The sequence below is a fragment of the Bacillus sp. T-10(2022) genome, assembly GCF_056502895.1.
In genome coordinates this window covers 4,262,423-4,284,488 of the sequence record NZ_CP113518.1, presented here as the reverse complement: position 1 = coordinate 4,284,488, position 22,066 = coordinate 4,262,423, and the positions used below count along the sequence as shown (strand labels likewise).

Genomic DNA, 22,066 nt, shown 5'->3' with positions numbered 1-22,066 from the left:
CAAAAATCTCAAATTCGTTTTACAAAGGGCTTTTATACTAAGGGTGTATTAAAGGGGGTGAACGGTTTGCTAAAATTACAAAATATTAGCAAGCAATTCGATGGAAAATCAGTTTTGGATAATATAAATCTTGAAATTAAAGCGGGGGAGATCGTTTCACTATTAGGACCAAGTGGAAGCGGCAAAACTACTTTATTGCATATAATTTTGGGCTTGACGGGTATCAATCATGGAAAAATCATTTTCAATGATACCGATTTGAGTAACGTGCCCATGAAAGACCGGGGATTTAATATCGTTTTCCAGGATTATGCTCTTTTCCCGCATTTGAATGCCTATGAAAATATCGTTTATGGATTGAGGAACAGGAAGGGATCCGTTTCCAAGGAAGAGCTTCAGGAATACATTGATTTCCTGGAATTAACGCCGCATTTGAAAAAAAGGATCAGCGAATTATCCGGGGGTCAGAAACAAAGGGTTTCGATCGCAAGGACTCTTGTAATGAAACCGAAGATCCTATTACTTGATGAGCCGCTGAGTGCTTTGGATGGTGTGATCAAGGAATCGATAAAGGAACGCATCAAATCCATCGCCCGAGAATTTAAGCTGACGACAATCATAGTGACACATGACCCGGAAGAGGCTTTGACGATGTCCGATAAGATTTTGATCATTAATCAAGGGAGTATTTCTCAATTTGGATCGCCTCAAGAAATCATCAATCAGCCAGCCAATGATTTTGTGAAGGAATTCATTCTTAAACAACTGGAGATCAAGAGAGAAAATATTTACAACTTATTCGGTGAAAAGTATGCCTGATGTAAAACCGGCAATGAGAGTCATTTATATACCTATCTTACTGCTATTTGCCGCTTTTCTTTTCTTGCCGCTTGGGATATTGTTCGTCCGTTCTTTTGAAACGGCTGATGGAATCGATCTCTCGAATTATCTAACGGTCCTTTCAAATGCAGAGCTGATGATGTCATTTGGAAACAGCGTGAAAATCTCAGGGCTCACAGCCGTCATTACGACCGTTTTAGCCTTTTTCCTTGCCTATTCCATCCATTGCACCCGATTATATAGGCCATTAAAAAGTGTAATTAAAACCGGGATCCTTATTCCGATGCTGCTTCCGACGATCACGTTCGGGTTTGCGATTATCTACTCTTTCGGCAATCAAGGAATCATAACGAAGATTTTTGGAAGGAATTTATTCGATATATACGGATTTAATGGATTATTGATAGGTTATGTGATCTATACATTGCCATCAGCTTTTCTTCTCATTAATAATTCCTTCAAGTACATGGATAAAAAGTTCATCATCGTTTCAAAATTAATGGGTGACGGAACGATAAGAAGTTTCATGAATACGATCATACGGCCATTGTCGGGAACTTTGGGTGGAGCTTTTGTACTTTCCTTCATCTTGAGTTTCACCGACTTTGGGATACCGGCTTCAGTAGGCGGGACCTACTCCGTCGTTGCGACGCAGCTTTATCAAGTCATGCTAGGTTCAATCCCTGATTTCAATAATGGTGCAGTGATTGCCATTCTCATGCTCATTCCGGTAGTATTCAGTGTTTTTCTATTAAACTATCTGGAAAAACTTAATTTTCATTATGACAAGTTCAGCGATATCGAATTGACGAAGCACATAGGAAGGGATATATGTTTTGGGGGAATCTCGCTGCTGGTCTTGATAGGGATGTTTTCTGTATTTGCGGTCATGTTCATTGCACCATTTTTAACTAGTTTCCCTTACGATCTCTCGTTCACCTTAAAGCACTTTATCGACACATTCCAATCAGGCGATTTAACGTCAGTTTATAAAAACTCCTTATTCGTTGCCTTGATGACGGCTGTAATGGGAACGTTCATCGCCTTTAGCTCTGCGGTTTTGAATGTCCGGACGCCCCTTAAGGGGAAATCGTCAATGGATGTCATTTCGATGCTGACGAATACAGTACCGGGAATGGTGTTGGGCTTATCGTATTTGCTGCTGTTCAACGGCAGCAGCTGGAAGGGGACCTTTGCCATCATCATTCTATGTAACATTGTCCACTTCTTTACAACACCCTATTTAATGGCGAAGAACTCTTTATCCAAAATGAACCCTGGTTGGGAAACCACCGGGAATCTATTGGGGGATAGCTGGATCAGGACAATCTATCGTGTCATTCTGCCAAATTCGGCATCTACGGTGATCGAGATGTTCAGCTACTATTTCATCAATAGTATGGTGACGATCAGCGGAATCATCTTTTTGGTCACGGCCCAAACCACATTAGTGGCCAGTAAAATTAAAGAGCTTCAGCATTTTGCCAAATTCAATGAAATATTCATCCTGTCTTTGCTTATCTTTTTTACAAATCTAGTCGTGAAACTGCTTTGTGATCATTATCAAAAAAGACAATTCAAACATTAATGAGGGGGATATTATGTCTAAAACGTTGAAGATAGCCTTACTTTCTTTAGTTGCTCTAAGTTTGGTATTTGTATTGGTGGGCCGTAACAGCGGCAAAGCGGATGAGGAAAAGGTGGTCATTTATACGAATGGCGATGAAGAAGCCACTGCAGCAATGGAGACTTCCCTGAAAGATGCCGGATACGAAGGGAAATATGTCCTTCAATCATTAGGCACATCAGAATTAGGAGGGAAACTGCTCGCAGAAGGCGCTGAAATCGAGGCAGATGTCGTGACGATGAGTTCTTATTTCATCGAAAGTGCCCAAGGTCAGCACGCCATGTTCAAGGACCTATCGTTCAGTACAAAAGCATTGGAAAAAAATCCAGCATATTATACGCCGATTTTGGCAAATACCGGTTCCATTTTTGTCAATACGGAAGTGCTTAAACAAAAAGACCTGCCGATGCCTACTTCGATTAAGGATTTAACAAAGCCGGAATATAAAGGGTTCGTTTCAATTCCTAATATCCTGGACTCTTCAACAGGGTGGCTGTTAGTTCAAGCAATAATCAGTCAATACGGTGACGCAGAGGGGAAAAAGGTTCTCCATGACTTAATAGCAAATAGCGGTCCGCATCTTGAGAGCTCAGGTTCAGGCCCAATCAATAAAGTTCAAGCAGGGGAAGTGGCTGCCGGTTTTGGTTTACGCTACCAAGCCGTGATGGCTAAAGAGTCGGGCTTACCGATCAAGTTCGTCGATCCGATTGAGGGGAATTTCTCCTACACGGAATCCGTTGCTGTCGTAAATAAAGATAATGAAGCTAAAACAAGTTTAGCAATGAAAATGGCAGAAACAATCAGTAAAGATGCTAGAGAAGAATTGCTGAACCATTACCCGGTCGCACTTTATGAAGGTGAAAAGGTAACGGAAAAGAACAAACCGGCTCACCCTATGAAATACAAGCAGCCCCTAACGGTTGAATTATTAAAACAGCATCAAGAGTTCTTTAAATCAGCACAATGATAAATATAGTGAGGAGTGAAGTTAAATGAATACCTATAAACTATTAACGCCTGGACCGCTGACCACTACAAGTACGGTGAAACAGGAAATGCTTGTTGACCGCTGTACGTGGGAAAATGATTATAAAGAAATCACACAAAAAATCAGATCCCAGCTTCTTGAATTGGCATATGCTGCAAACGGAGAATATACGGCTGTACTTATGCAGGGAAGCGGCTCGTTTGTTGTAGAATCTGTGCTGACGACAGCACTTTCAAAATCCGATAAAGTGCTGATCATTACGAATGGCGCATATGGAAAGCGGATTGTGAAAATGGCGGAGTGCATCGGTCTGAATCATGTTGAATATGGCGTTGAGTACAATGAATATCCAAAGGAAGCTGAAATCCGGAACATTTTACTGGATGATCGTGACATCACACATATAGCGATGGTTCATTGTGAAACGACGACAGGGATTTTAAATCCGATAGAGATGGTTTCGAAGATATCAAACGAACAAGGGAAATCCTTGATTATTGATGCGATGAGCAGCTTTGGCGGAGTGGAGATGAATGTGCCTGAACTCGGAATTGATTATTTGATCAGCAGTGCGAATAAATGCATTCAAGGAATCCCCGGTTTTGGTTTCGTCATTGCAAAGCTTGAGAAATTGTTGGCTTGTGAAGGCAATGCCCGCAGTTTGTCCCTGGATTTATATGATCAGTGGAAAGAGATGGACAAGGATGGGAAATGGCGCTTCACATCTCCAACACATGTAGTGGCCGCGTTTGCTAAAGCGCTGGAAGAATTAACGGAAGAAGGGGGCATCCCAGCGAGATTCACCCGTTATAAAAATAATAATGATAGGCTGAGGGAGCTGATGGGGAAATTGGGCATTCATGCATATATCTCACCTGATAAACAATCGCCTATCATTACAACATTCCTTTTTCCATCTGAAACCTTTGATTTTGAGGACTTCTACAATTTCATCAAAGAGAGGGGCTACGTAATTTACCCCGGAAAGCTGACTGACATAGATACATTCCGGATCGGCAATATTGGCGAAATCCATGAAGAAGATATCGAGGAACTTGGCAGGATCGTAGAAAAATATATGAAAGTGGTGACAGTATGAATAAGGTAGAGGGAATCATTTTGGATTGGGCTGGAACAGCAGTGGATTTTGGATGTTTTGCACCAGTGAATGTTTTTGTGGATATTTTTAAGAATGCTGGACTGGACGTGACGATGGAGGAAGCCAGAGCTCCGATGGGCATGCTGAAAATTGACCATATTCGTGCGATGCTGAACATGCCAAGGATATCTTCGTTATGGGAGGAACAATACGGAAAGCCATTCAATGAGGAAGACGTTGAAAAACTATATGCTGAATTTGAACCGGCATTGATGATGTCATTGGCGGATTATACAGATCCCATTCCAGGGGTCATCGAGACGGTGGAAGCACTAAGGAATCGCGGCCTGAAGATTGGATCGACAACGGGATATACGGATACAATGATGGAGGTCGTCGTAGCAAATGCTTTGCAAAAAGGGTATGGGCCGGATTTCCATGTAACCCCGGATGCAACCCATTCGATTGGCAGGCCTTATCCTTACATGATCTATCGGAATATGGAAAAATTGAAATTAGCGGCATCATGGAAGGTAGTGAAGGTAGGCGATACCATTTCCGATATGCAAGAGGGAGTGAATGCTGGGGTATGGTCGGTCGGAGTCATTGTCGGAAGCTCTGAGATGGGATTGAGTTTGGATGAGTATACAAGTTTGCCAGATAGAGATAAACAAGAACTCATCTCTAAAACGGCAGATACCTTTATGAAAAACGGCGCAGACTTCACCATCAAAACGATGGAGGAACTGCCTGAACTCATAGATCGCATCAACCTTCTTATAGCGGACGGGAAAAGACCTCGTTCAAACTAACATTCATCACAAAAAAAGTGCAGCATCTTTCATCCTTGAGTAGGGATGAAGGATGACTGCACTTTTTCACTTTTGGACTGGTTATTACCTCTATTCTCTTTATTCTTTTTACAATGTGAGGATAGACTTACGACATCAATCTTTTCATTAAATAACCATTCGATAGATTAATCCAGTAATGACCTGTAGGTCTCATACCGACAATAGTTTGTGTCTAAACCGTTTTTCAACTTTTTAATAAACAGCGTGACTTTATTTTATATCTACACTATAATTTTCTTCGATTTTCAATACTGGCGGCTGTTTTTTAAGTCCTTTTGTCAATACAAGTAAATAAATGAAGCCTATTATTAACCAACTTACTCCAAGCACTTTTGAGTGCGCATCAAGATTCACAAGAAGTAAAATATCAAGAGCAGCTCCAATAATAGGAACAAATAAATATAAGACAGTTCCTTTTACCGAACGTTCTCTATTTCTAATATAATAATGAGCAATTACGGCAATATTAACACAAGTGTACGCTAGAAAAGCCCCGAAATTAATAAATGATGCTACAAGATCTAAACTTAAAAATAAAGCAAGCAAAGAGACAAAACTAATGATCAGTATATTATTTACGGGTGTTTTATATCTCGGATGCAGGGTGCCAAAGAACTTTTTAGGAAACTGTCCATCTCGCCCCATCGTATAGAGGACTCGTGACGCACTTGCCTGGGACGACATGGCACTACCCAATACAGCTAATGCGTAAAGCGCAAGATATATTGAGTACATCACCTTTCCACCAACAAGTTTAATAATTTCGTAGGCAGCCGAATCAGGATTATTAAATGTGTTATACTCTGGCCATACTAGATACGAGAAATATGAAACACTTGTAAAGATTAAACCACCACCAAGAGTAATTAAAATAACTGCTCGGGGAATTGTTTTCTTAGGGTTGACTGTTTCTTCCGCAAACGCTGTAACTGATTCAAACCCAAGGAAACAAAAGCATAATAATGCTGCTCCAGCTATTGTATAAGAAAAGGGTTCTTTCGAATTATAGAATGGCTCAAGAGATAAAAGAGTTGCTGTGCTTTCGCCCATAAAAATTTCCTTAATAGAAAAACCTATAAAGATAAGGATAAAAAGTAAAGCGAAAATCGTTATGAATGCGTTTACATTTGTGGCAAACTTCAATCCTTTAATATTAATAAAAGTGACGAGCACCAGCATACCTGAAATCCAGATGTAACTTGGAATTGTTGGAAAGGCTGCTGAGAAAAAAATACCAAATACTAAATAATTCACCATTGGCATAAATAAATAATCCATTAAGATCACCCATCCGACAAGAAATCCAACAGAGGGATTGATCGATTTTTGCGTATAAACATAAGCAGAACCGGAAGATGGAAACGCAATTGCCATTTTCCCATAACTGTAAGCAGTAAACATCATTACCACTAGAGCAACTATCATTGCTCCCGGAACCATACCGTGAGAAATATTAGCCGCAATACCATATGTAGTAAAAGCTGTGGTTAACCCCATAAATGAAAAACCAAACAACACAACTGGAATGAGTGTCAGTGTTCTATCTGTTTTCATTAGCTTTGACATGTAAAATACTCTCCTCTTTTACCTGATTTAACCTTTCACAAGAAATGGGATCTGAATTTTTACTTCCATAGCTATTTTTATTTTTAATACGTGGTTTTCTAGAAATCATAAAAAAGTCAGTAAGATGTGGAGCCTGCTTTGAATTATCCATGAATTTGTTGTCTTGTTTCCCCATTCCTCGTAAGGAATTCCGTCTGCAGAATAACAAAGATAATTCCTGCAAAAATCTTCTCGCCGGCATCTTTACTGACTCCTGGAATTTCTTTAATAGCGACCTGTTCAATAACGTGTACACCAATTTCTAATCAATCGAAATGAAACGTAGAATATATCTCTAAGGAAGCTTTATTATTTTGACAATAGTAACTCATTTTTTATATCTGTATAAGGCATGTTATGATTGATCCCAACTTCGTGATGAACAATTTCACCGTTCAAAGTGCTGATACAATTTCTTACTATTACATCATTTTCTACAACCTCTTTCAAACCATTATTCGCAATGTTCATAATATATGGGCCGGTTGTCATCAGCATCATGTTTGTCGAGGTTTGTGGACATAGAGCCGGCATATTCGGGACACAGTAATGTAGGACTTCTTGTTCGTAGTAAACTGGATCCTCTAAAGTCGTATAACGTGAGGTTTCAATTATACCCGTTCCTGCAATATCAATAATAATAGAATTAGGTTTCATCTTACTGACCATCTCTCGTGTAATGAGAGGCTCGGTTACCCCTGGCATCGGATAAATTGTATTAATTAAAACATCACTTTGAATAAGTTCTTCGAACATCATATCTTTATCCCAACCCAAAATGTCCACCTGTGGCAACTGATTGTTCAAATAATCAATGCGTTTCATTGATGCTTCCATGATAGTTACATTCAATCCAAGACCCACAGCAACTTGCGCAGTATTGAGTCCAGCGTTGCCACCACCAAGTATGAGTACATTGCTCGACGGTAAACCGGCCAGTTTCCGGAGAAGTATTCCTTTTCCACCATAACCATATTGAGCATATTTGACTGCTTCAAGCATTGCTAATGTTCCTGCAATTTCACTCATTGGTTTAATCGTAGGTCTTGTCCCATCAGGTAAAACGATTAATTCCATTGATAATGAAATTGCTTTTTTATCCAGTAATGCCTGTGTCATTTCATGATTTACATCTTCCGCCAAATGAAACCATGCCATTATCATTTGATCTTCTTTAAGAAGGCCGTATTCATAGGGTTGAAGTTCCTTCACTTTAACAACAAATTCTGCCTTCTCATAGATTTCGTCAATCGTGTTTACTATTTTTGCTCCAGCCAAAACATATTTCTCGTCACAAAAACCACTAGCTTCACCTGCCATGCTTTGTATTAGTACTTCATGACCGTAAGCTGTTAATTTTTTTACCCATGTTGGATTTAATCCCACTCTAGTCTCTGCAGTTTTTAATTCTTTAGGAACTCCTACTATCATTGTTCATTCTCCTTTTTAATTGCATTTAATTTATTGAACATTCTAAAATCTTACAGGGAAATGATAGCCCTTTCATTAGACACGGGGTTAAATTTATATTAGTTTTTTTTTAACCAAGCACTTTTGGTCTTCTTGAACTTTTAGGAATATAGCATTGGGGAAAAATAATAATTTTTCCATTGTTTTCTATTGGTCATTTTAAGTTTCAGTACTGCACACATATAACTGATGAAATATAGTGTGAATTATGAAATTGATTAAGGTCTTTCATCAAAGCACGTAAAAGAACGCATAACTTGGGGTTAAACAGAGATAGGGTTCCATATTTTATGGGCTTAGACTTTCTAGTATAGTTATAATAAGATGATACAGCTAACTATTATAAAATGAGGAGGTACATATGCTTACAGTACAAGATGTTCTTAAGCGCCCACTCTTTTCAAAGACGGAGGTAGTTGCGGGGACAAACGGGTTGCATCGTCAAGTCAAATGGACACATGTCCTTGAAATTCCGTTTTTTGATGATACCATCTTTCAGGGAGGGGAACTAATACTCTCCACCGGATTTGGGTTTGAATGGAGAGACTCCTCTAATACTTCATTTTTGTTAAATCTTATTGAACGCAACGCTTCATGTTTATGTATAGAACTTGGACACCACTTCGAAAAGGTGCCTAAAGAAATGATTGAGATGGCAAATGAGTATAACTTTCCGATTATTATTTTCAAAGAATTCATAAATTTCGTCGAAATAGCACAGGATCTACATTCGTATATCATTAATGCTCATCATGAGAAGTTGGTTACATTAGATTCTATTTCAAGAAAGTTCCATTCATTGTCACTCACAACTCATGGGTTATCCAATATTTTAAAGTTGTTGCAACAGAAGACAGAAGCACCAATTATCTATCTTCCTATAGATGGAACACCTTTTTCGATTCCAGGATTGAAAAATGAATTCATGGAAAAGCTACTTCAAACCATTTATGAAGATAAAGAACACTGGCATGACCGAATTACAAATGATTCGCCCGTTGAATGGAAGGCATTAAACCATACTATTCTTCTCCAACCGATCGGAGCAATGGATCAAATCTGGGCGTACCTTGTTATGGTTTTAGATCGTGAATCGGATGAATTTGATTTCCTAATCCTTGATCGTGCTTCTCTAGCAATCTCACAAGACTTATTGCGCAAACATTATTTGGATGAAAAACGATTACGGTTAGAATCTACATGGCTAAATGATTTACTTTATAGACGCATCAATAATGAGGAACAAGCAAGGGGATTTATTTCGTTAAAATCTAAGCGCGCTTCTATACGTTATCGAATTGTAATCGTTGATATCGAAGATGTTTTTCATCCGTCTACATTAAGTTTATCGGATGAAGAAAATGAATCCGCTATTTATCATTATTCTTTAAAAATTCGATCTGGGTTCGCAAAACATTCTTTTACACCCTATATCACATCAGTGAGAAACCAGATTATTGTATTAGCTATTGATCTTGGAACTGCCGATTCCTCTAAGGCCCGCTTCTTGAAAGTGATCAATGCCTTGCTATATGTTAAAGAAGGTGAATCTAGCCAAATCCGTATAGGCGTTGGGCGACAATACCAGTTACTTTTGGATGCTCATACTGGTTATCGAGAAGCGCAGTTAGCTTTAAATTATCGTACGTTTTCAACAAGTGACTTTTACGAAGACCTTGGCATCTTTCGGCTGATACAATTAATTCAGCATGATCAAGATACAGTCCATTTTATTGAAGACTATCTCTCTCCTTTAATATCCTATGATAAGGAATATGGAACGGAATTGCTTTTGACTTTAGCAAAATACTTTGAGCTTGATCGCTCAAAGAAGCTTACTGCTCAAAAATTGCATGTTGTAAGACAAACACTCTATCATCGGCTGGAAAAAATAAAAAAGATTCTTGATCTTGATTTTGATATGCCGGAGAACAGATTAAACGTTGAAATGGCTTTGAAAGCATATCAACTCATACAGCAAGGGGAAGTAGCTACGAAGTAGTTATCAACCGCCAACCACATTACACCTACAGTAATAAAATCTAATACGTTATTTTGAGATAACAGCTGATGTGATACGTTTAAAGGCATAATGATACTTACAAGCAGGAGTATTTCGTAGCAGCCATCACTTGCAAGTTTTATTTCCCTTATTAATACTATCAATAATTAGGTTAAGACAGAGGATAAAAGTAATTTAGGAATAATATTCATCAATGTCCATACCCGTACTCCAATATTCCGTTTATCATTCATACGCACTTAATGAATGGTAAGTTATAGTGATTGGAAATAAAAAACTCTGTTGATTTTTAAAATGAACAGAGTTTTTTAATAAATCCATATTGTAAAAAGTGAGAAAAGGGTGTACGATTAAATGAGAATGATAATCAATAACACTTGATTACCGGGGAGTGGACGGAAATGGAACAGCAAGATTTATTTGATGTAACGGTTATTGGAGGAGGGCCAGCAGGCCTTTACTCCACTTTTTATAGCGGACTTAGAGAAATGAAAGTTAAACTGATTGAATACCAGCCACGGCTAGGCGGGAAAATTCATGTCTATCCGGAGAAAATGATTTGGGATGTTGGAGGGCTGACACCCACTACTGGGGAAAAATTAATTGAGCAGCTAGTGGAGCAAGGTTTAACATTCAATCCAACAGTTGTCTTGAATGAAAAAGTGGAATCAATCACACGTAATGAAGAGGGGATCTTCGTTTTACATACGGCTTCAGGTCAAACGCACTATTCCAAGACGATCATTGTCGCGGTTGGCGGGGGAATCCTGAATCCGCAAAAGTTGGAAATAGACGGAGCAGAAAGGTTTGAAGTCTCCAATTTAAACTATACTGTTAAGTCTTTCAATCGTTTCAAGGATAAGACGGTGATCATTTCAGGCGGCGGGAATTCTGCAATAGACTGGGCAAATGAATTGGAGCCCATCGCCAAAAAGGTGTATCTGACATACAGGAAAGATAGTTTAGCAGGACATGAATCACAAGCAAGGCAATTGATGGAAAGCTCTGCAGTTTGTTTCTTGAATACGACGATTACAAAATTGATCGCCTGCGATGATCATGAATCAATTGAACATGTTGAACTGACGAATCACGCAACGGGAGACGTTTCTTACTTACCGATCGATGAGGTGATCATCAATCATGGTTATGAGCGTGATACATCGCTGCTTCGAAATAGTAAAGTGGACATTGCCATTGCCGACAATTATTATATTGAAGGTACTCCTGCAAGTCAATCCTCGATGGATGGAATATACGCTGCCGGTGATATCTTAAAGCATGAAGGTAAATTGAACCTGATAGCAGGCACTTTTCAAGATGCTGCAAATGCCGTAAACAAGGCGAAACAATATATCCAGCCTGACGCTCACGGAGTTGGAATGGTTTCTTCCCATAATGAAATCTTTAAAAAGCGCAACAGGGAATTGATCAAGGAAATGATGAAACCGGCTGGGGTACTTTAAAGAAAAACGGAAAAAAACTCCAGGGCCTCATTGGCCCTGGAGCTTTTAGTATCTTCGAAATTATAGAGATTCTTTGATGACCTTCTTGTAATGAAATACGGATAGTATTCCGAAGATTGAATACAGTGCCGTGTATAATGCCATAACGATGATCATCGGTGTCCAAACTTCGGTTCCGAATAAGAACCATCCTGATTGGACTGCAAAATAACTGTGAAGCAGCCCGACGATTAAGGGAATGCCGAAATTGAAAACCTGTTTTGCTTGGATTCCTCTAAGTAGGTCACCTCGTGTGAATCCCAGTTTTCTTAAGATCGTATAATTGGATTTTTCCCCTTCACTTTCATCCATTTGTTTGAAATACAGGATGCAGCCGGATGTGATAAGGAAGGTTAATCCCAAGAAGCCGACGATGAACATGATAAGACCCATATTCTTCTTCTGGGTGTTGAACATTTCGAATTGGGAATCATTCACATGTTCTTCTTTAAAACTCATTTTTTTGAATAGATCATTCGCTTTTTCAAGTTCAGCTTCATCCCTCACATCAATGCCGATATTAACGGATGATACTTTTTGGATTTTGGGGTCGACATCCTTTTTCAAACGGTCGAATATCGTTTGGTCTACAATGGCAACGGGCAGTCCGCCATTCGTGAAGTAATAGGGCAGGAAGGTATCATCTTTCAATCCCATATATGTTTGCGGAATCACTTCATTTTTGCCTTTCAGTTCAATCTTTCCGGAATCCTTCAAGGATATGACCTTCTCCATCATATTACTGTATCCGCTGAAAAGGGTCTCATCTTCAGCGAGGTTGATTCCTTTAACGGATTCATCACTGATGACGGGAACGGTCATGATGTCCGGATCGAAGTTCATTCCTTCGAGGCTCGTTTCCATTATTTCCTTTACATTGACATCCACTTGAATGACATCGATCACCTTTTCGTCATAATCAATTTTACTGTCTGATAAAGCTTCTTTGAATGTATCCGCATCTCCCTTATCCGTCATCGAAAAATCGGTGGGGATACTGCTTTGTGCCATTTTCTCCGCTGAGTAGTAGGAGATATAGCTTAATGATAATAATCCAATCGCTAGTGCGGAAACGGTCGTGATGATCGTCAATAATATCGCATTCGATTTCATCCGGAACATGATGGATGAAAGGGACAATACTTCATTGATGTTCAAATAGCCATTTTTCTTTTTACGGATGATATTAAAGATGAAGCTTACAGATCCTTTATAGAATAGGTAGGTACCGATGATGACAGTTGCCAGAATGAAGATCATGGCCATAAAAAGCTCAGTCATCTCTGTAAAAGCTCCATCGAATAATTTGGATGAAACGACATAGCCAGCAATGATCAGGATGATCCCGAATATCCCGATGATCATTTCGAACATCGAAACCTTTTTCACTTTTCCTTCCGTCATTGAAGTCACTCTAAATAATGATAGAATCGTTTGCCTCTTAATGAAGGCATAATTCATCAACATAATTAAAAGATAGATGGCGCTAAAAACGAGCACGGTTTGCACTAGCGGCTGAAAAGAAAATTTAAGAGTCGCGATTGCCTCGACACCCATTATTTTAAATAGTATCATGATGATCAATTTTGAAGCGGCAAACCCTACAAAGATTCCCAGGAATACGGAACAGAAATACAGGATCAGGTTTTCCACACTCAGAATACGGAATATCCTGTTCTTCGTCATGCCTATCAATTGGAATAAGCCAATTTCTTTACTGCGTCTTTTTATGAAAATGCTATTGGCATATAAAAGGAATATGGAAACAATCGCAACAAGCAGGATTGATGCAGCCTTGATGGAGGCGGCCCCTTTCACCGTACCCTCCGCTTCATCCAGCGATGGGTCATATTGCAAGGTGACAAAAGCAAAGTAAAGGGAAGCGCTGAAGACCAGGGCAAACACATACAGATAATAGTTCTTCAGATTCTTCTTCAGATTTCGCAAGATGAGTTGATTAATGCTCATTTTGAACCCCTCCCAATACACCTTGTGTTTTCATGATGTCCTTGAAGAAGGTTTGTCTGGATTCTTCACCTTTATTCAATTGTGTATAGATTTGTCCATCTTTAATGAAAATGACTCGGCTGCAATAACTGGCGGCCACGGGATCATGGGTTACCATGATGATGGTCGCTTTGTGCTTTCGATTCATTTCGCTCAGTTTGTTCAGTAAATCGGAAGCTGATTTTGAATCAAGCGCCCCAGTCGGTTCATCCGCAAATATGATGCTTGGATCATGGATGAAAGCCCGTGCTGCAGAAGTACGCTGTTTTTGACCACCGGAAATTTCATTTGGGTATTTATCCTTCACTTCATATATGCCCAGTTCCTTCGCCACGCTATCAAACTTTTGTGCCGCTTCATTAGCGGGCGTTTTTGTAATGGATAAGGGCAAAAGGATATTTTCTTTGACAGTCAGTGTGTCCAATAGGTTATATTCCTGGAAGATGAAGCCCAAGTGGTTCTTACGGAATTCGGCCAAATTCTTTTCTTTCATCCCTGAAATCTCTTTACCATCGATCGTAATGGTGCCGTTGCTGATTTTATCGATCGAGGAAAGGACATTCAGCAAAGTCGTTTTTCCTGAACCGGAAGCACCCATGATACTTACGAATTCACCTTCTTGTATACTTATATCAAGACCCTTTAATACTTCTTGTTTATTGAATTTATTACCATAGCTTTTATGGATTTTTTTCGCTTCTAATATATTCATTTTGGATACACTCCTTTTTTTCTATATCCTCATTATAAAAGGCCATGTATTTCTTTTCCTTCGTTTGGACGAACAAAGAATAAAAGCATGTGACACTTTTGTCACATGCTTGTGATATTCACGAAATCATTTCTTTTTGGGAAGGTCAAGGTAACGGTCGTCCCGGTTCCAAGCTCTGATTTCACATCAATGGAGATGAATAGGGACTCTGCCGCATTCTTGGTTAAATATAACCCCATGCCGGTTGCCGCATTGTCACGATGGTTGGTCGTCGATGTAAATCCTTTATCAAATATGCGGGATAAATCCTTTGGGTCAATGCCCCGTCCGGAATCCTGCACTTCAAGAACCGTTTGTCCGGCTCGCTCATGGCTATAAATCGTGATATCTGAGTTCTCACTGTATTTAATGGAGTTGGTCAAGAGCTGCCTCATGATGAAGGCCAGCCATTTGGCATCACTAAGCACTTCGGTTACGTCCAATTGGATGTCGAAGCCAATCCCTTTTTGAATGCACCATGATCGCAGCGTTTTAATCTCATCAAAGATTATTGTTTCCAAATCGTTTTTCTCTATATACAAATCATTTTCGATAAAAGGCATGCGCCTTTGATGGAGCTGCTGATCAAGAAGAAGATGAATGCGCAGCCACTCATAAGTCAAGTGTGATTTCAGCAATTCATCATCCAAGCGGTCAATCATTAAATGCATCGCCGTCAATGGTGTCTTCACTTCATGAATCCAAGATAATAATTCATCCTTCTCCTGCTCTAAAGTCATTCGGCCGATTGCTGCGGATTGCTTCAATATTTCGGTTTGGTTAATGATGCTGTTTTCTATGATTTTTTCGAAAGGGCTTTCTGGTTCGGCTATATTCGTAATATCCAGGTTGTCTTCCCGCGCTTCTAAACTTTTATAAAAAAATGTTTCTTTTTTATAGCGGAATATCAGAAACATACTGAATATGAGCAACGATAAAAAAACAATATACAGTATTGGCCTTAACGGAATGGCTGAATCAAGATAGGCGACAAAGATAATGAATAGATGAAGAAGTATGTAGAATGTGATCCAGCTGAACCTTTCCACGAGATATTTTCTGATCATGCATTTGCCTCTTCCACGGCGATATAGCCCTGTCCGACCTTCGTTTCGATAAAATGCCCTAAGCCCAGTTCATCCAACCTCTTTCGTAAACGGTTCACATTCACTGTAAGGGTGTTATCGCTTATGAAACGTTTGTCATCCCATAAGCTGTTGATTAATTCTTCGCGGCTTACGATCTTGTTTTTCTGTTCAATGAGCTTTTTCAAAATGAAAATTTCATTTTTCGTCAATTCGATTGTGCCCGTCTCGGCCGATACCGTGTTCTTCTCATAATCCACAGTTGCGCCGCACCAGGTTTTCAACTCGATCTTTTCGGTATTGTAATTATAGACACGGCGAAGTGTGGCCTGTATCTTCGCGATGAGTACATCGAAATGAAAAGGCTTCTGGATAAAATCATCGGCTCCAAGCTGCATGGACATCACCATGTCGGTTGGATGATCGCGTGATGATAAAAAGATGATGGGAACATTGGAATGGGCCCGGATCATTCTGCACCAATGAAATCCATCAAACTTCGGCAACTGTATGTCAATGATGACCAAATCAGGTTTTATGTCCGTGAATTCCTGAACCACTTTACTAAAATCGCCGATTCCGTAAATATCATAAGACCATTGCGCCAATCTATCTTTAATTTCATTGAATAACGTCGTATCATCTTCTATCAAAAGAAGTTTAAACAATGGGTTCACCGCACTTTCCAGCTTTTTCTTAAAAGTATATAGTAAAACCTTTATAGGTTCTAGAGGAGGGGAGGTAATAGACTACTGGTTGTGTGTAAACCATTATTATATTAAAATTGGCATAATGAATGGAGGAAGTGAATTTATGCCTGATTTTCCTAATTGCCCTGCATGTGATTCAGAATATACATACGAAGACGGAAGTCTTTTTGTTTGCCCGGAATGCGCCCATGAGTGGACGATGGAAGCGGAAAACGAAAATGGTGATCAAAAGAAGGTTATCAAAGATGCTAATGGAAATACCTTGAATGATGGTGATACCGTTACGGTAATCAAGGACCTTAAAGTGAAAGGGAGCTCATCCGTCTTAAAAATGGGCACTAAAGTCAAAAGCATCCGTCTAGTTGATGGAGATCATGATATTGATTGCAAGATTGATGGTTTTGGTGCAATGAAATTAAAATCCCAATTTGTTAAAAAGGTATAATGATAAAAAACGGCCTAATCCATTGATTAGGCCGTTCTTTATTACGTTCCTTCTTAATAAACTTTGTCACCGTTAAAGATTGAATTCTTTACGACCACATAATCCACGTTCCTGATGGCTTCCAACTTGGTTCCGCCTGCATATGAAATGGAAGACTGAAGATCTTGTTCCATTTCCTTCAACGTATCTTCCAAAGATCCTTTGTGCTCGACAAACATCTTTTTGCCTTCAACGTTTTTCTTTTCACCTTTTTGGAATTCAGAAGCTGAACCAAAGTATTCTTTAAAGGCTTTTCCATCTTTCTCGATCGTTTGACCTGGAGATTCTTCATGTCCGGCAAATAGTGATCCGATCATGACCATCGAAGCTCCAAATCTAACTGATTTGGCAATATCACCGTTTGTGCGAATGCCGCCGTCAGCAATGATTGGCTTGCTTGCCGCTTTTGCACACCAGCGAAGTGCAGCTAATTGCCAGCCGCCTGTTCCAAATCCAGTCTTGATTTTAGTGATGCATACTTTCCCTGGTCCAATGCCCACCTTTGTAGCATCTGCACCGGCATGTTCCAATTCACGTACCGCTTCAGGAGTTCCCACATTTCCTGCAATGACAAAACTTTCAGGTAAATGTTTTTTAATATGCTGTATCATCTTTATCACGGCATTGGAATGTCCGTGTGCAATATCTATCGTAATGTATTCAGGCACAATGTTGTCATTCGATAATTGTTCGATGAATCCGTATTCTTCTTCTTTAACGCCGACACTGATTGAAGCGATCAATTCTCTTGAATGCATGTCTTTAATGAAAGTCAGTCGTTTTTCTGGCTCAAAACGATGCATTACATAAAAGTAACCGTTTTCAGCCAAGTAAATGGCAATCTTTTCATCAATGATCGTTTGCATATTGGCAGGTACTACAGGTAACTTGAATGTATGTTTACCTAGAGTAACGGATGTATCACACTCAGAACGGCTATTTACTACACATTTTGCAGGAATTAATTGAATATCTTCATAATCAAACACGTTTTCCATGTTATGCACCTCTATATACGAATATTTTTGTCTTTTTTAATAAAAATTGTTCGCCCATTAGGTAATGTACATCATTTTTGACAGTAAGTCAAAATTTTTATTGGTTTTATTTTGATTTTATTTCAGCTAGATGGAAAATCCGTAACAGGATAGGAAGCGAAATAGACAACGAAAATGATTTCCACTCCGGCACTCGCTTTCCGCGGGCGGGAGTCTCCTCGGCGCGCCTGCTGGGTCTCTCATGCCACGCTTTTCCCGCAGGAGTCTCGTGCCTACCGTTCCAATCATCTTTGTGTTAAAAGATAGGTCTTCTTTATCTACAAACTGGATAATATTTGTTTGCCAACATTTTTTTGTGGGTTTGTAAAATGGGAACGTTGATTTCCACTTCAGGCACTCGCTTTCCGCGGGCGGGCGGGAGCCTCCTCGGCGCGCGCCTGCGGGGTCTCCCATGCCACGCTTTTCCCGCAGGAGTCTCGCGCCTTACGTTCCAATCAACTTTGTGTAAAAAGATAGGTCTTCTTTGTCTACAAACTAGATAATATTTGTTTGCCAAAAGTTTTTTTGGGGTTTGTAAAATGGGAACGTTGATTTCCACTCCAGGCACTCGCTTTCCGCGGGCGGGCGGGAGCCTCCTCGGCGCGCCTGCGGGGTCTCCCATGCCACGCTTTTCCCGCAGGAGTCTCGCGCCTTCCGTTCCAATCACCTTTGTGTTTTAAAAGAAAAAACTGCAGGCCGGGCTCATCTAAACCATGTTTAAGACTAGTTTATCTTTCATGTTTTTTTCCTGTACTCCTTAATGGATGGAAGAAATTTGCGACACTCCTGCCGAATAACTGGCTAGCCGAGACCCCACAGACGCTTGCGTCGAGGAGGCTTGGCAGACAGTCGGCGGAAAGGGAGCGGATTTCTGAAATCAACTGGAATTTTTAAAAGAAAAAACTGCAGGCCGGGCTCATCTAAACCATGTTTAAGACTAGTTTATCTTTCATGTTTTTTTCCTGTACTCCTTAATGGATGGAAGAAATTTGCGACACTCCTGCCGAATAACTGGCTAGCCGAGACCCCACAGACGCTTGCGTCGAGGAGGCTTGGCAGACAGTCGGCGGAAAGGGAGCGGATTTCTGAAATCAACTGGAATTTTTAAAAGAAAAAACTGCAGGCCGGGCTCATCTAAACCATGTTTAAGACTAGTTTATCCTTCATGTTTTTTTCCTGTACTCCTTAATGGATGGAAGAAATTCGCGACACTCCTGCCGAATAACTGGCTAGCCGAGACCCCGGAGACGTTTACTTTGATGCGGCTTGGCAGACAGTCGGCGATAAGGGAGCGGATTTCTGAAATCAACTGGATTTTTTTGTCTACAGCCTGAAATACTTAAGTATTTTCACCAATTTGTATGACGTTTACACCTTTACGTTTTTTTACATCTTCTTAACGAGACCGACATGGCACTAAGTTAAAATGATAATGGGCAACAAAAAAGAATGGGGGGATTGGCATGAAGGTTGAATTGCATTGTCATACGAACATTTCAGATGGTTCCAGTTCTTTTGAAGAACTATTGGAGGTGGCAAAAAGGGAGAGCATTGGTCATTTAGCAATTACAAATCATGATACAACGATAAGATTGCAAGAGATGGTGGAACGGGGAAAGGAAATAGGAATTGAAATCATCCCTGGTATAGAAGTTTCTGGTTATGACTTTGCAAGAGGCAGGCGTGTACATATTTTGGGCTATTTTGTTGAGCCTGGTCATAAGGCACTTGAGGAGCTTTGTAATCCATTGATTGAAAAAAGGAATGCAGCTTCTGAAAAAATGGTGGAACGACTAATCAATGCAGGCTATCGAATAACTTGGGATCAGGTTACTAAATTCAGGGGAGGAACCGGTGTTTATAAACAGCATATTATGCTAGCGCTGCGGGAATCGGGGTATACGGATTCCATCTATGGAGATTTGTATAAGAAGATCTTCAGTCGCGGCCAAAATGGAGAAGAGCCAGGCATTGCCTTCATTCCTATGGAGTATGTGGATGCCATTCTTGCTGTAAAGGCGATTCGTGTTGCCGGAGGCGTGCCGGTCCTTGCTCACCCTGGTCAATACGGGAGCTTCGAAATTATTCCTGAGCTTGTAGAAGCAGGGCTTGAAGGGATTGAAGTTCTTCACCCTCATCATGGGCATGCAGAAGAGGAAAGAGCGATTTCATATGCAGATCAATATAATCTCATTAAGACAGGTGGTTCGGATTTTCATGGGGATTATGGGGAGAAGTCGATTCGTCTTGGCAGTATGAGCCCAGGAAGGGAATGTGTGGATGCTTTGAAATTAAGGCAAAAAAACATGGCCATTAAATGATGTTCATTAAACCAGGAATCTTGCTGTGAAAGCGGCCTGCTAAATATGCTGGATAAGCCATTTGAAAGACTGAACAATGCAGGAGGATGTATTGAAAAGATTCATATGATAAGTATTTCTTTTGTTCTGGTGATTGACCAGGACTTTTTTTTTACAAGAAAATCATGGTAGCTTCATATTTTCTCATTACACTGACATTAACAAGGAAAAATGGGTATTATGCAGATCGAATATGTAAAGGGGGATTTCTGTTGGCGGAAAAAAACTTTTTAGTGGATCATTTGATATCTGAAATTAAGAGTGGGACCTTTCAATTGGATAAAAAGTTACCTTCAGAGCATATACTCGCCGATCAATTTAATGTACCAAGAATGGTTGTCAGGAAGGCATATGAGCAGCTTCAAGATTTAGGCTTTATCTATTCAAAGCAAGGTAAGGGAAGTTATGTCCAGGAAACAAAAAAACAAATTCCGTTAATTCTATCCGGAGATGTTAGTTTCACCGAGAAAATGAAAGAATTTCAGTTTTCCTTTCAAACGAGTACTATTTTTTGCGAAGAAATTTTTTATGATCAGAAGATCTTTCAAAGCCTTGGGGTGGAAAGTGATGACAAGGTCTTTAAAATTGGCAGGCTTAGGTTAATGGACGATTTCCCGATTGCTCTTCATACATCTTTTGTAGCAAAATCAACATTTCCTGAAATAGAAAAGGACGGTCCGGATATAACCTCCATGTTTCAATATTATCGGCAGCGTGGCTTTGTAGAATTCGGATCCAGCAGGAGCACGCTGAATGTGATTTTTCCCACACTATTCGAACGGGATATTTTGCAGTGTTCAAGTTTAATTCCACTTTTGCAAGTGGAATCATTATGCCGGGATAAGCGGAGCAATCAAGTCCTTGAGCACACGAACATAATCTATCGGAGCGATTGTTTCACATATGTTATATAAAAACTTCCATTCTAGATATCGGTCGAATTCACTAGTAAATGCCCTGAATTCACGAGTAAAAGTACGAAACTCACGAGTAAATGTCCCGAATTCACGAGTAAAGGTACGGAACTCACGAGTAAATGCTCCGAATTCACGTGTGAAGCACGAAATTTGAATAGTGCAGGCCCGGCTTTAACAAATTTCATACAAAGATTTACTCTTTCTTAACGTACGTTCACTTGGCAACAAGATACAGTGAAGATGTTAGCTTGAAACTAAAACATTTGGAGGCCATTGGAATGAGAAGAAGGGAAAGAACCGAGATTTTGATTCAAGGCTCTGAGGACATTGCGAAGGAATTTGCCAAGGAAATAGCAATGAAATATAAAGTTACCGTCATTCAAAAGCCAGAGAGTGCCCTCGTGTTGCTAAAGACAAGGGAAACGGCAAAAAAGAGCTTGTTTTATCTAGGGGAAATGCTGGTGACTGAATGCACGGTACAAATCCAGGATTCAATCGGGATTGGTATCGTTAAGGGACATCGGGAAGAACTGGCGCATAGTTTAGCGATCATTGATGCCGCTTATGAGGCTGACCTTGGCGAAACAAGATTATGGTCACATGTTTTAGAAAATGAGAAGAAGAATATACAGAAAAATCTTCAAGAGCTGAATCGATCAATCTTAAGAACCAAGGTTAATTTTGAAACAATGGATGTTCAATAA

The 22,066-nt window shown here is 39.9% G+C and carries 19 protein-coding genes and 1 pseudogene; 11 read left to right on the top strand and 9 right to left on the bottom strand.

Annotated elements, in window-relative coordinates:
* The first annotated feature begins 66 nt into the window (after nucleotides 1-66).
* The 5 genes from OSJ91_RS20920 to phnX are packed head-to-tail and all read left to right on the top strand — an operon-like array spanning nucleotide 67 to nucleotide 5,366.
* A complete protein-coding gene (locus OSJ91_RS20920; protein WP_413019370.1) occupies nucleotides 67-819 on the top strand; it encodes an ABC transporter ATP-binding protein in 753 nt (250 codons plus the stop codon).
* Complete coding sequence (locus OSJ91_RS20915; protein ID WP_350299787.1) at nucleotides 812-2,428, top strand: ABC transporter permease subunit; 1,617 nt, start codon at nucleotides 812-814, stop codon at nucleotides 2,426-2,428. Before OSJ91_RS20920 ends, OSJ91_RS20915 begins: the two co-directional genes overlap by 8 nt.
* A gap of 13 nt (nucleotides 2,429-2,441) precedes the next feature.
* The gene (locus OSJ91_RS20910; RefSeq protein ID WP_413019368.1) at nucleotides 2,442-3,434 is read left to right on the top strand and encodes an extracellular solute-binding protein; all 993 of its coding nucleotides are present in this window, start codon (nucleotides 2,442-2,444) and stop codon (nucleotides 3,432-3,434) included.
* 25 nt (nucleotides 3,435-3,459) lie between these two features.
* Nucleotides 3,460-4,554, top strand: coding sequence for a 2-aminoethylphosphonate--pyruvate transaminase (gene phnW, locus OSJ91_RS20905; RefSeq protein WP_413019367.1), 1,095 nt, complete (start codon nucleotides 3,460-3,462; stop codon nucleotides 4,552-4,554).
* Nucleotides 4,551-5,366, top strand: a complete 816-nt coding sequence (gene phnX / locus OSJ91_RS20900; protein WP_485890348.1) for a phosphonoacetaldehyde hydrolase — start codon at nucleotides 4,551-4,553, stop codon at nucleotides 5,364-5,366. Before phnW ends, phnX begins: the two co-directional genes overlap by 4 nt.
* Nucleotides 5,367-5,428: 62 nt before the next feature.
* Here phnX and OSJ91_RS20895 read toward each other — a convergent pair.
* The 4 genes and pseudogenes from OSJ91_RS20895 to OSJ91_RS20880 form a co-directional block, all read right to left on the bottom strand.
* Nucleotides 5,429-5,571, bottom strand: a pseudogene (locus tag OSJ91_RS20895) (IS110 family RNA-guided transposase); the annotation flags it as partial.
* Nucleotides 5,572-5,618: 47 nt separating this feature from the next.
* Nucleotides 5,619-6,974: an APC family permease gene (locus tag OSJ91_RS20890; RefSeq protein WP_485890347.1), complete on the bottom strand. Its 1,356-nt coding sequence runs from the start codon at nucleotides 6,972-6,974 to the stop codon at nucleotides 5,619-5,621.
* Complete coding sequence (locus OSJ91_RS20885; RefSeq protein ID WP_413019364.1) at nucleotides 6,949-7,215, bottom strand: hypothetical protein; 267 nt, start codon at nucleotides 7,213-7,215, stop codon at nucleotides 6,949-6,951. The genes OSJ91_RS20890 and OSJ91_RS20885 overlap by 26 nt, the downstream gene beginning before the upstream one ends.
* Nucleotides 7,216-7,322: 107 nt before the next feature.
* A complete protein-coding gene (locus OSJ91_RS20880) occupies nucleotides 7,323-8,444 on the bottom strand; it encodes an alanine dehydrogenase (RefSeq protein ID WP_485890346.1) in 1,122 nt (373 codons plus the stop codon).
* Nucleotides 8,445-8,844: 400 nt separating this feature from the next.
* Here OSJ91_RS20880 and OSJ91_RS20875 point away from each other — a divergent pair, with 400 nt between their 5' ends.
* Both OSJ91_RS20875 and OSJ91_RS20870 read left to right on the top strand, forming a co-directional pair.
* A complete protein-coding gene (locus OSJ91_RS20875; RefSeq protein WP_485890345.1) occupies nucleotides 8,845-10,485 on the top strand; it encodes a PucR family transcriptional regulator in 1,641 nt (546 codons plus the stop codon).
* 422 nt (nucleotides 10,486-10,907) lie between these two features.
* Nucleotides 10,908-11,972, top strand: coding sequence for an NAD(P)/FAD-dependent oxidoreductase (locus tag OSJ91_RS20870; protein WP_485890344.1), 1,065 nt, complete (start codon nucleotides 10,908-10,910; stop codon nucleotides 11,970-11,972).
* 60 nt (nucleotides 11,973-12,032) lie between these two features.
* Here the strand turns inward: OSJ91_RS20870 and OSJ91_RS20865 are convergent, their stop codons facing one another.
* From OSJ91_RS20865 to OSJ91_RS20850, 4 genes are all read right to left on the bottom strand, one after another.
* On the bottom strand, nucleotides 12,033-13,979 hold the full coding sequence (locus tag OSJ91_RS20865) for an FtsX-like permease family protein (protein ID WP_485890343.1): 1,947 nt from the start codon (nucleotides 13,977-13,979) through the stop codon (nucleotides 12,033-12,035).
* The gene (locus tag OSJ91_RS20860) at nucleotides 13,969-14,730 is read right to left on the bottom strand and encodes an ABC transporter ATP-binding protein (RefSeq protein ID WP_485890342.1); all 762 of its coding nucleotides are present in this window, start codon (nucleotides 14,728-14,730) and stop codon (nucleotides 13,969-13,971) included. The genes OSJ91_RS20865 and OSJ91_RS20860 overlap by 11 nt, the downstream gene beginning before the upstream one ends.
* Before the next feature lie 101 nt (nucleotides 14,731-14,831).
* The gene (locus tag OSJ91_RS20855) at nucleotides 14,832-15,836 is read right to left on the bottom strand and encodes a sensor histidine kinase (RefSeq protein WP_413019358.1); all 1,005 of its coding nucleotides are present in this window, start codon (nucleotides 15,834-15,836) and stop codon (nucleotides 14,832-14,834) included.
* Nucleotides 15,833-16,522, bottom strand: a complete 690-nt coding sequence (locus OSJ91_RS20850; protein WP_054400643.1) for a response regulator transcription factor — start codon at nucleotides 16,520-16,522, stop codon at nucleotides 15,833-15,835. Before OSJ91_RS20850 ends, OSJ91_RS20855 begins: the two co-directional genes overlap by 4 nt.
* 145 nt (nucleotides 16,523-16,667) lie before the next feature.
* On the opposite strand from OSJ91_RS20850, the gene OSJ91_RS20845 reads away from it, so the two are divergent.
* On the top strand, nucleotides 16,668-17,009 hold the full coding sequence (locus tag OSJ91_RS20845; RefSeq protein ID WP_350299778.1) for a zinc ribbon domain-containing protein YjdM: 342 nt from the start codon (nucleotides 16,668-16,670) through the stop codon (nucleotides 17,007-17,009).
* A 53-nt stretch (nucleotides 17,010-17,062) separates the two neighbouring features.
* Here the strand turns inward: OSJ91_RS20845 and guaC are convergent, their stop codons facing one another.
* Nucleotides 17,063-18,046: a GMP reductase gene (guaC, locus tag OSJ91_RS20840; protein ID WP_034309334.1), complete on the bottom strand. Its 984-nt coding sequence runs from the start codon at nucleotides 18,044-18,046 to the stop codon at nucleotides 17,063-17,065.
* A gap of 1,502 nt (nucleotides 18,047-19,548) precedes the next feature.
* On the opposite strand from guaC, the gene OSJ91_RS20835 reads away from it, so the two are divergent.
* The 3 genes from OSJ91_RS20835 to phnG all read left to right on the top strand — a co-directional run bounded on the left by OSJ91_RS20835 (nucleotide 19,549) and on the right by phnG (nucleotide 22,066).
* Nucleotides 19,549-20,406: a PHP domain-containing protein gene (locus OSJ91_RS20835; RefSeq protein WP_485890341.1), complete on the top strand. Its 858-nt coding sequence runs from the start codon at nucleotides 19,549-19,551 to the stop codon at nucleotides 20,404-20,406.
* A 251-nt stretch (nucleotides 20,407-20,657) separates the two neighbouring features.
* Nucleotides 20,658-21,359, top strand: a complete 702-nt coding sequence (locus tag OSJ91_RS20830; protein WP_350299776.1) for a GntR family transcriptional regulator — start codon at nucleotides 20,658-20,660, stop codon at nucleotides 21,357-21,359.
* Nucleotides 21,360-21,640: 281 nt separating this feature from the next.
* The gene (gene phnG, locus OSJ91_RS20825; RefSeq protein WP_350299774.1) at nucleotides 21,641-22,066 is read left to right on the top strand and encodes a phosphonate C-P lyase system protein PhnG; all 426 of its coding nucleotides are present in this window, start codon (nucleotides 21,641-21,643) and stop codon (nucleotides 22,064-22,066) included.

What these genes read in the sequence shown, in the direction of transcription:
- OSJ91_RS20915 (WP_350299787.1), top strand. Translation starts at nt 812, where the DNA reads ATGCCTGATGTAAAACCGGCAATGAGAGTCATTTATATACCTATCTTA.
- OSJ91_RS20910 (WP_413019368.1), top strand. Translation starts at nt 2,442, where the DNA reads ATGTCTAAAACGTTGAAGATAGCCTTACTTTCTTTAGTTGCTCTAAGT.
- phnW (WP_413019367.1), top strand. Translation starts at nt 3,460, where the DNA reads ATGAATACCTATAAACTATTAACGCCTGGACCGCTGACCACTACAAGT.
- phnX (WP_485890348.1), top strand. Translation starts at nt 4,551, where the DNA reads ATGAATAAGGTAGAGGGAATCATTTTGGATTGGGCTGGAACAGCAGTG.
- OSJ91_RS20890 (WP_485890347.1), bottom strand. Translation starts at nt 6,974, where the DNA reads ATGTCAAAGCTAATGAAAACAGATAGAACACTGACACTCATTCCAGTT.
- OSJ91_RS20885 (WP_413019364.1), bottom strand. Translation starts at nt 7,215, where the DNA reads ATGCCGGCGAGAAGATTTTTGCAGGAATTATCTTTGTTATTCTGCAGA.
- OSJ91_RS20880 (WP_485890346.1), bottom strand. Translation starts at nt 8,444, where the DNA reads ATGATAGTAGGAGTTCCTAAAGAATTAAAAACTGCAGAGACTAGAGTG.
- OSJ91_RS20875 (WP_485890345.1), top strand. Translation starts at nt 8,845, where the DNA reads ATGCTTACAGTACAAGATGTTCTTAAGCGCCCACTCTTTTCAAAGACG.
- OSJ91_RS20870 (WP_485890344.1), top strand. Translation starts at nt 10,908, where the DNA reads ATGGAACAGCAAGATTTATTTGATGTAACGGTTATTGGAGGAGGGCCA.
- OSJ91_RS20865 (WP_485890343.1), bottom strand. Translation starts at nt 13,979, where the DNA reads ATGAGCATTAATCAACTCATCTTGCGAAATCTGAAGAAGAATCTGAAG.
- OSJ91_RS20860 (WP_485890342.1), bottom strand. Translation starts at nt 14,730, where the DNA reads ATGAATATATTAGAAGCGAAAAAAATCCATAAAAGCTATGGTAATAAA.
- OSJ91_RS20855 (WP_413019358.1), bottom strand. Translation starts at nt 15,836, where the DNA reads ATGATCAGAAAATATCTCGTGGAAAGGTTCAGCTGGATCACATTCTAC.
- OSJ91_RS20845 (WP_350299778.1), top strand. Translation starts at nt 16,668, where the DNA reads ATGCCTGATTTTCCTAATTGCCCTGCATGTGATTCAGAATATACATAC.
- guaC (WP_034309334.1), bottom strand. Translation starts at nt 18,046, where the DNA reads ATGGAAAACGTGTTTGATTATGAAGATATTCAATTAATTCCTGCAAAA.
- OSJ91_RS20835 (WP_485890341.1), top strand. Translation starts at nt 19,549, where the DNA reads ATGAAGGTTGAATTGCATTGTCATACGAACATTTCAGATGGTTCCAGT.
- phnG (WP_350299774.1), top strand. Translation starts at nt 21,641, where the DNA reads ATGAGAAGAAGGGAAAGAACCGAGATTTTGATTCAAGGCTCTGAGGAC.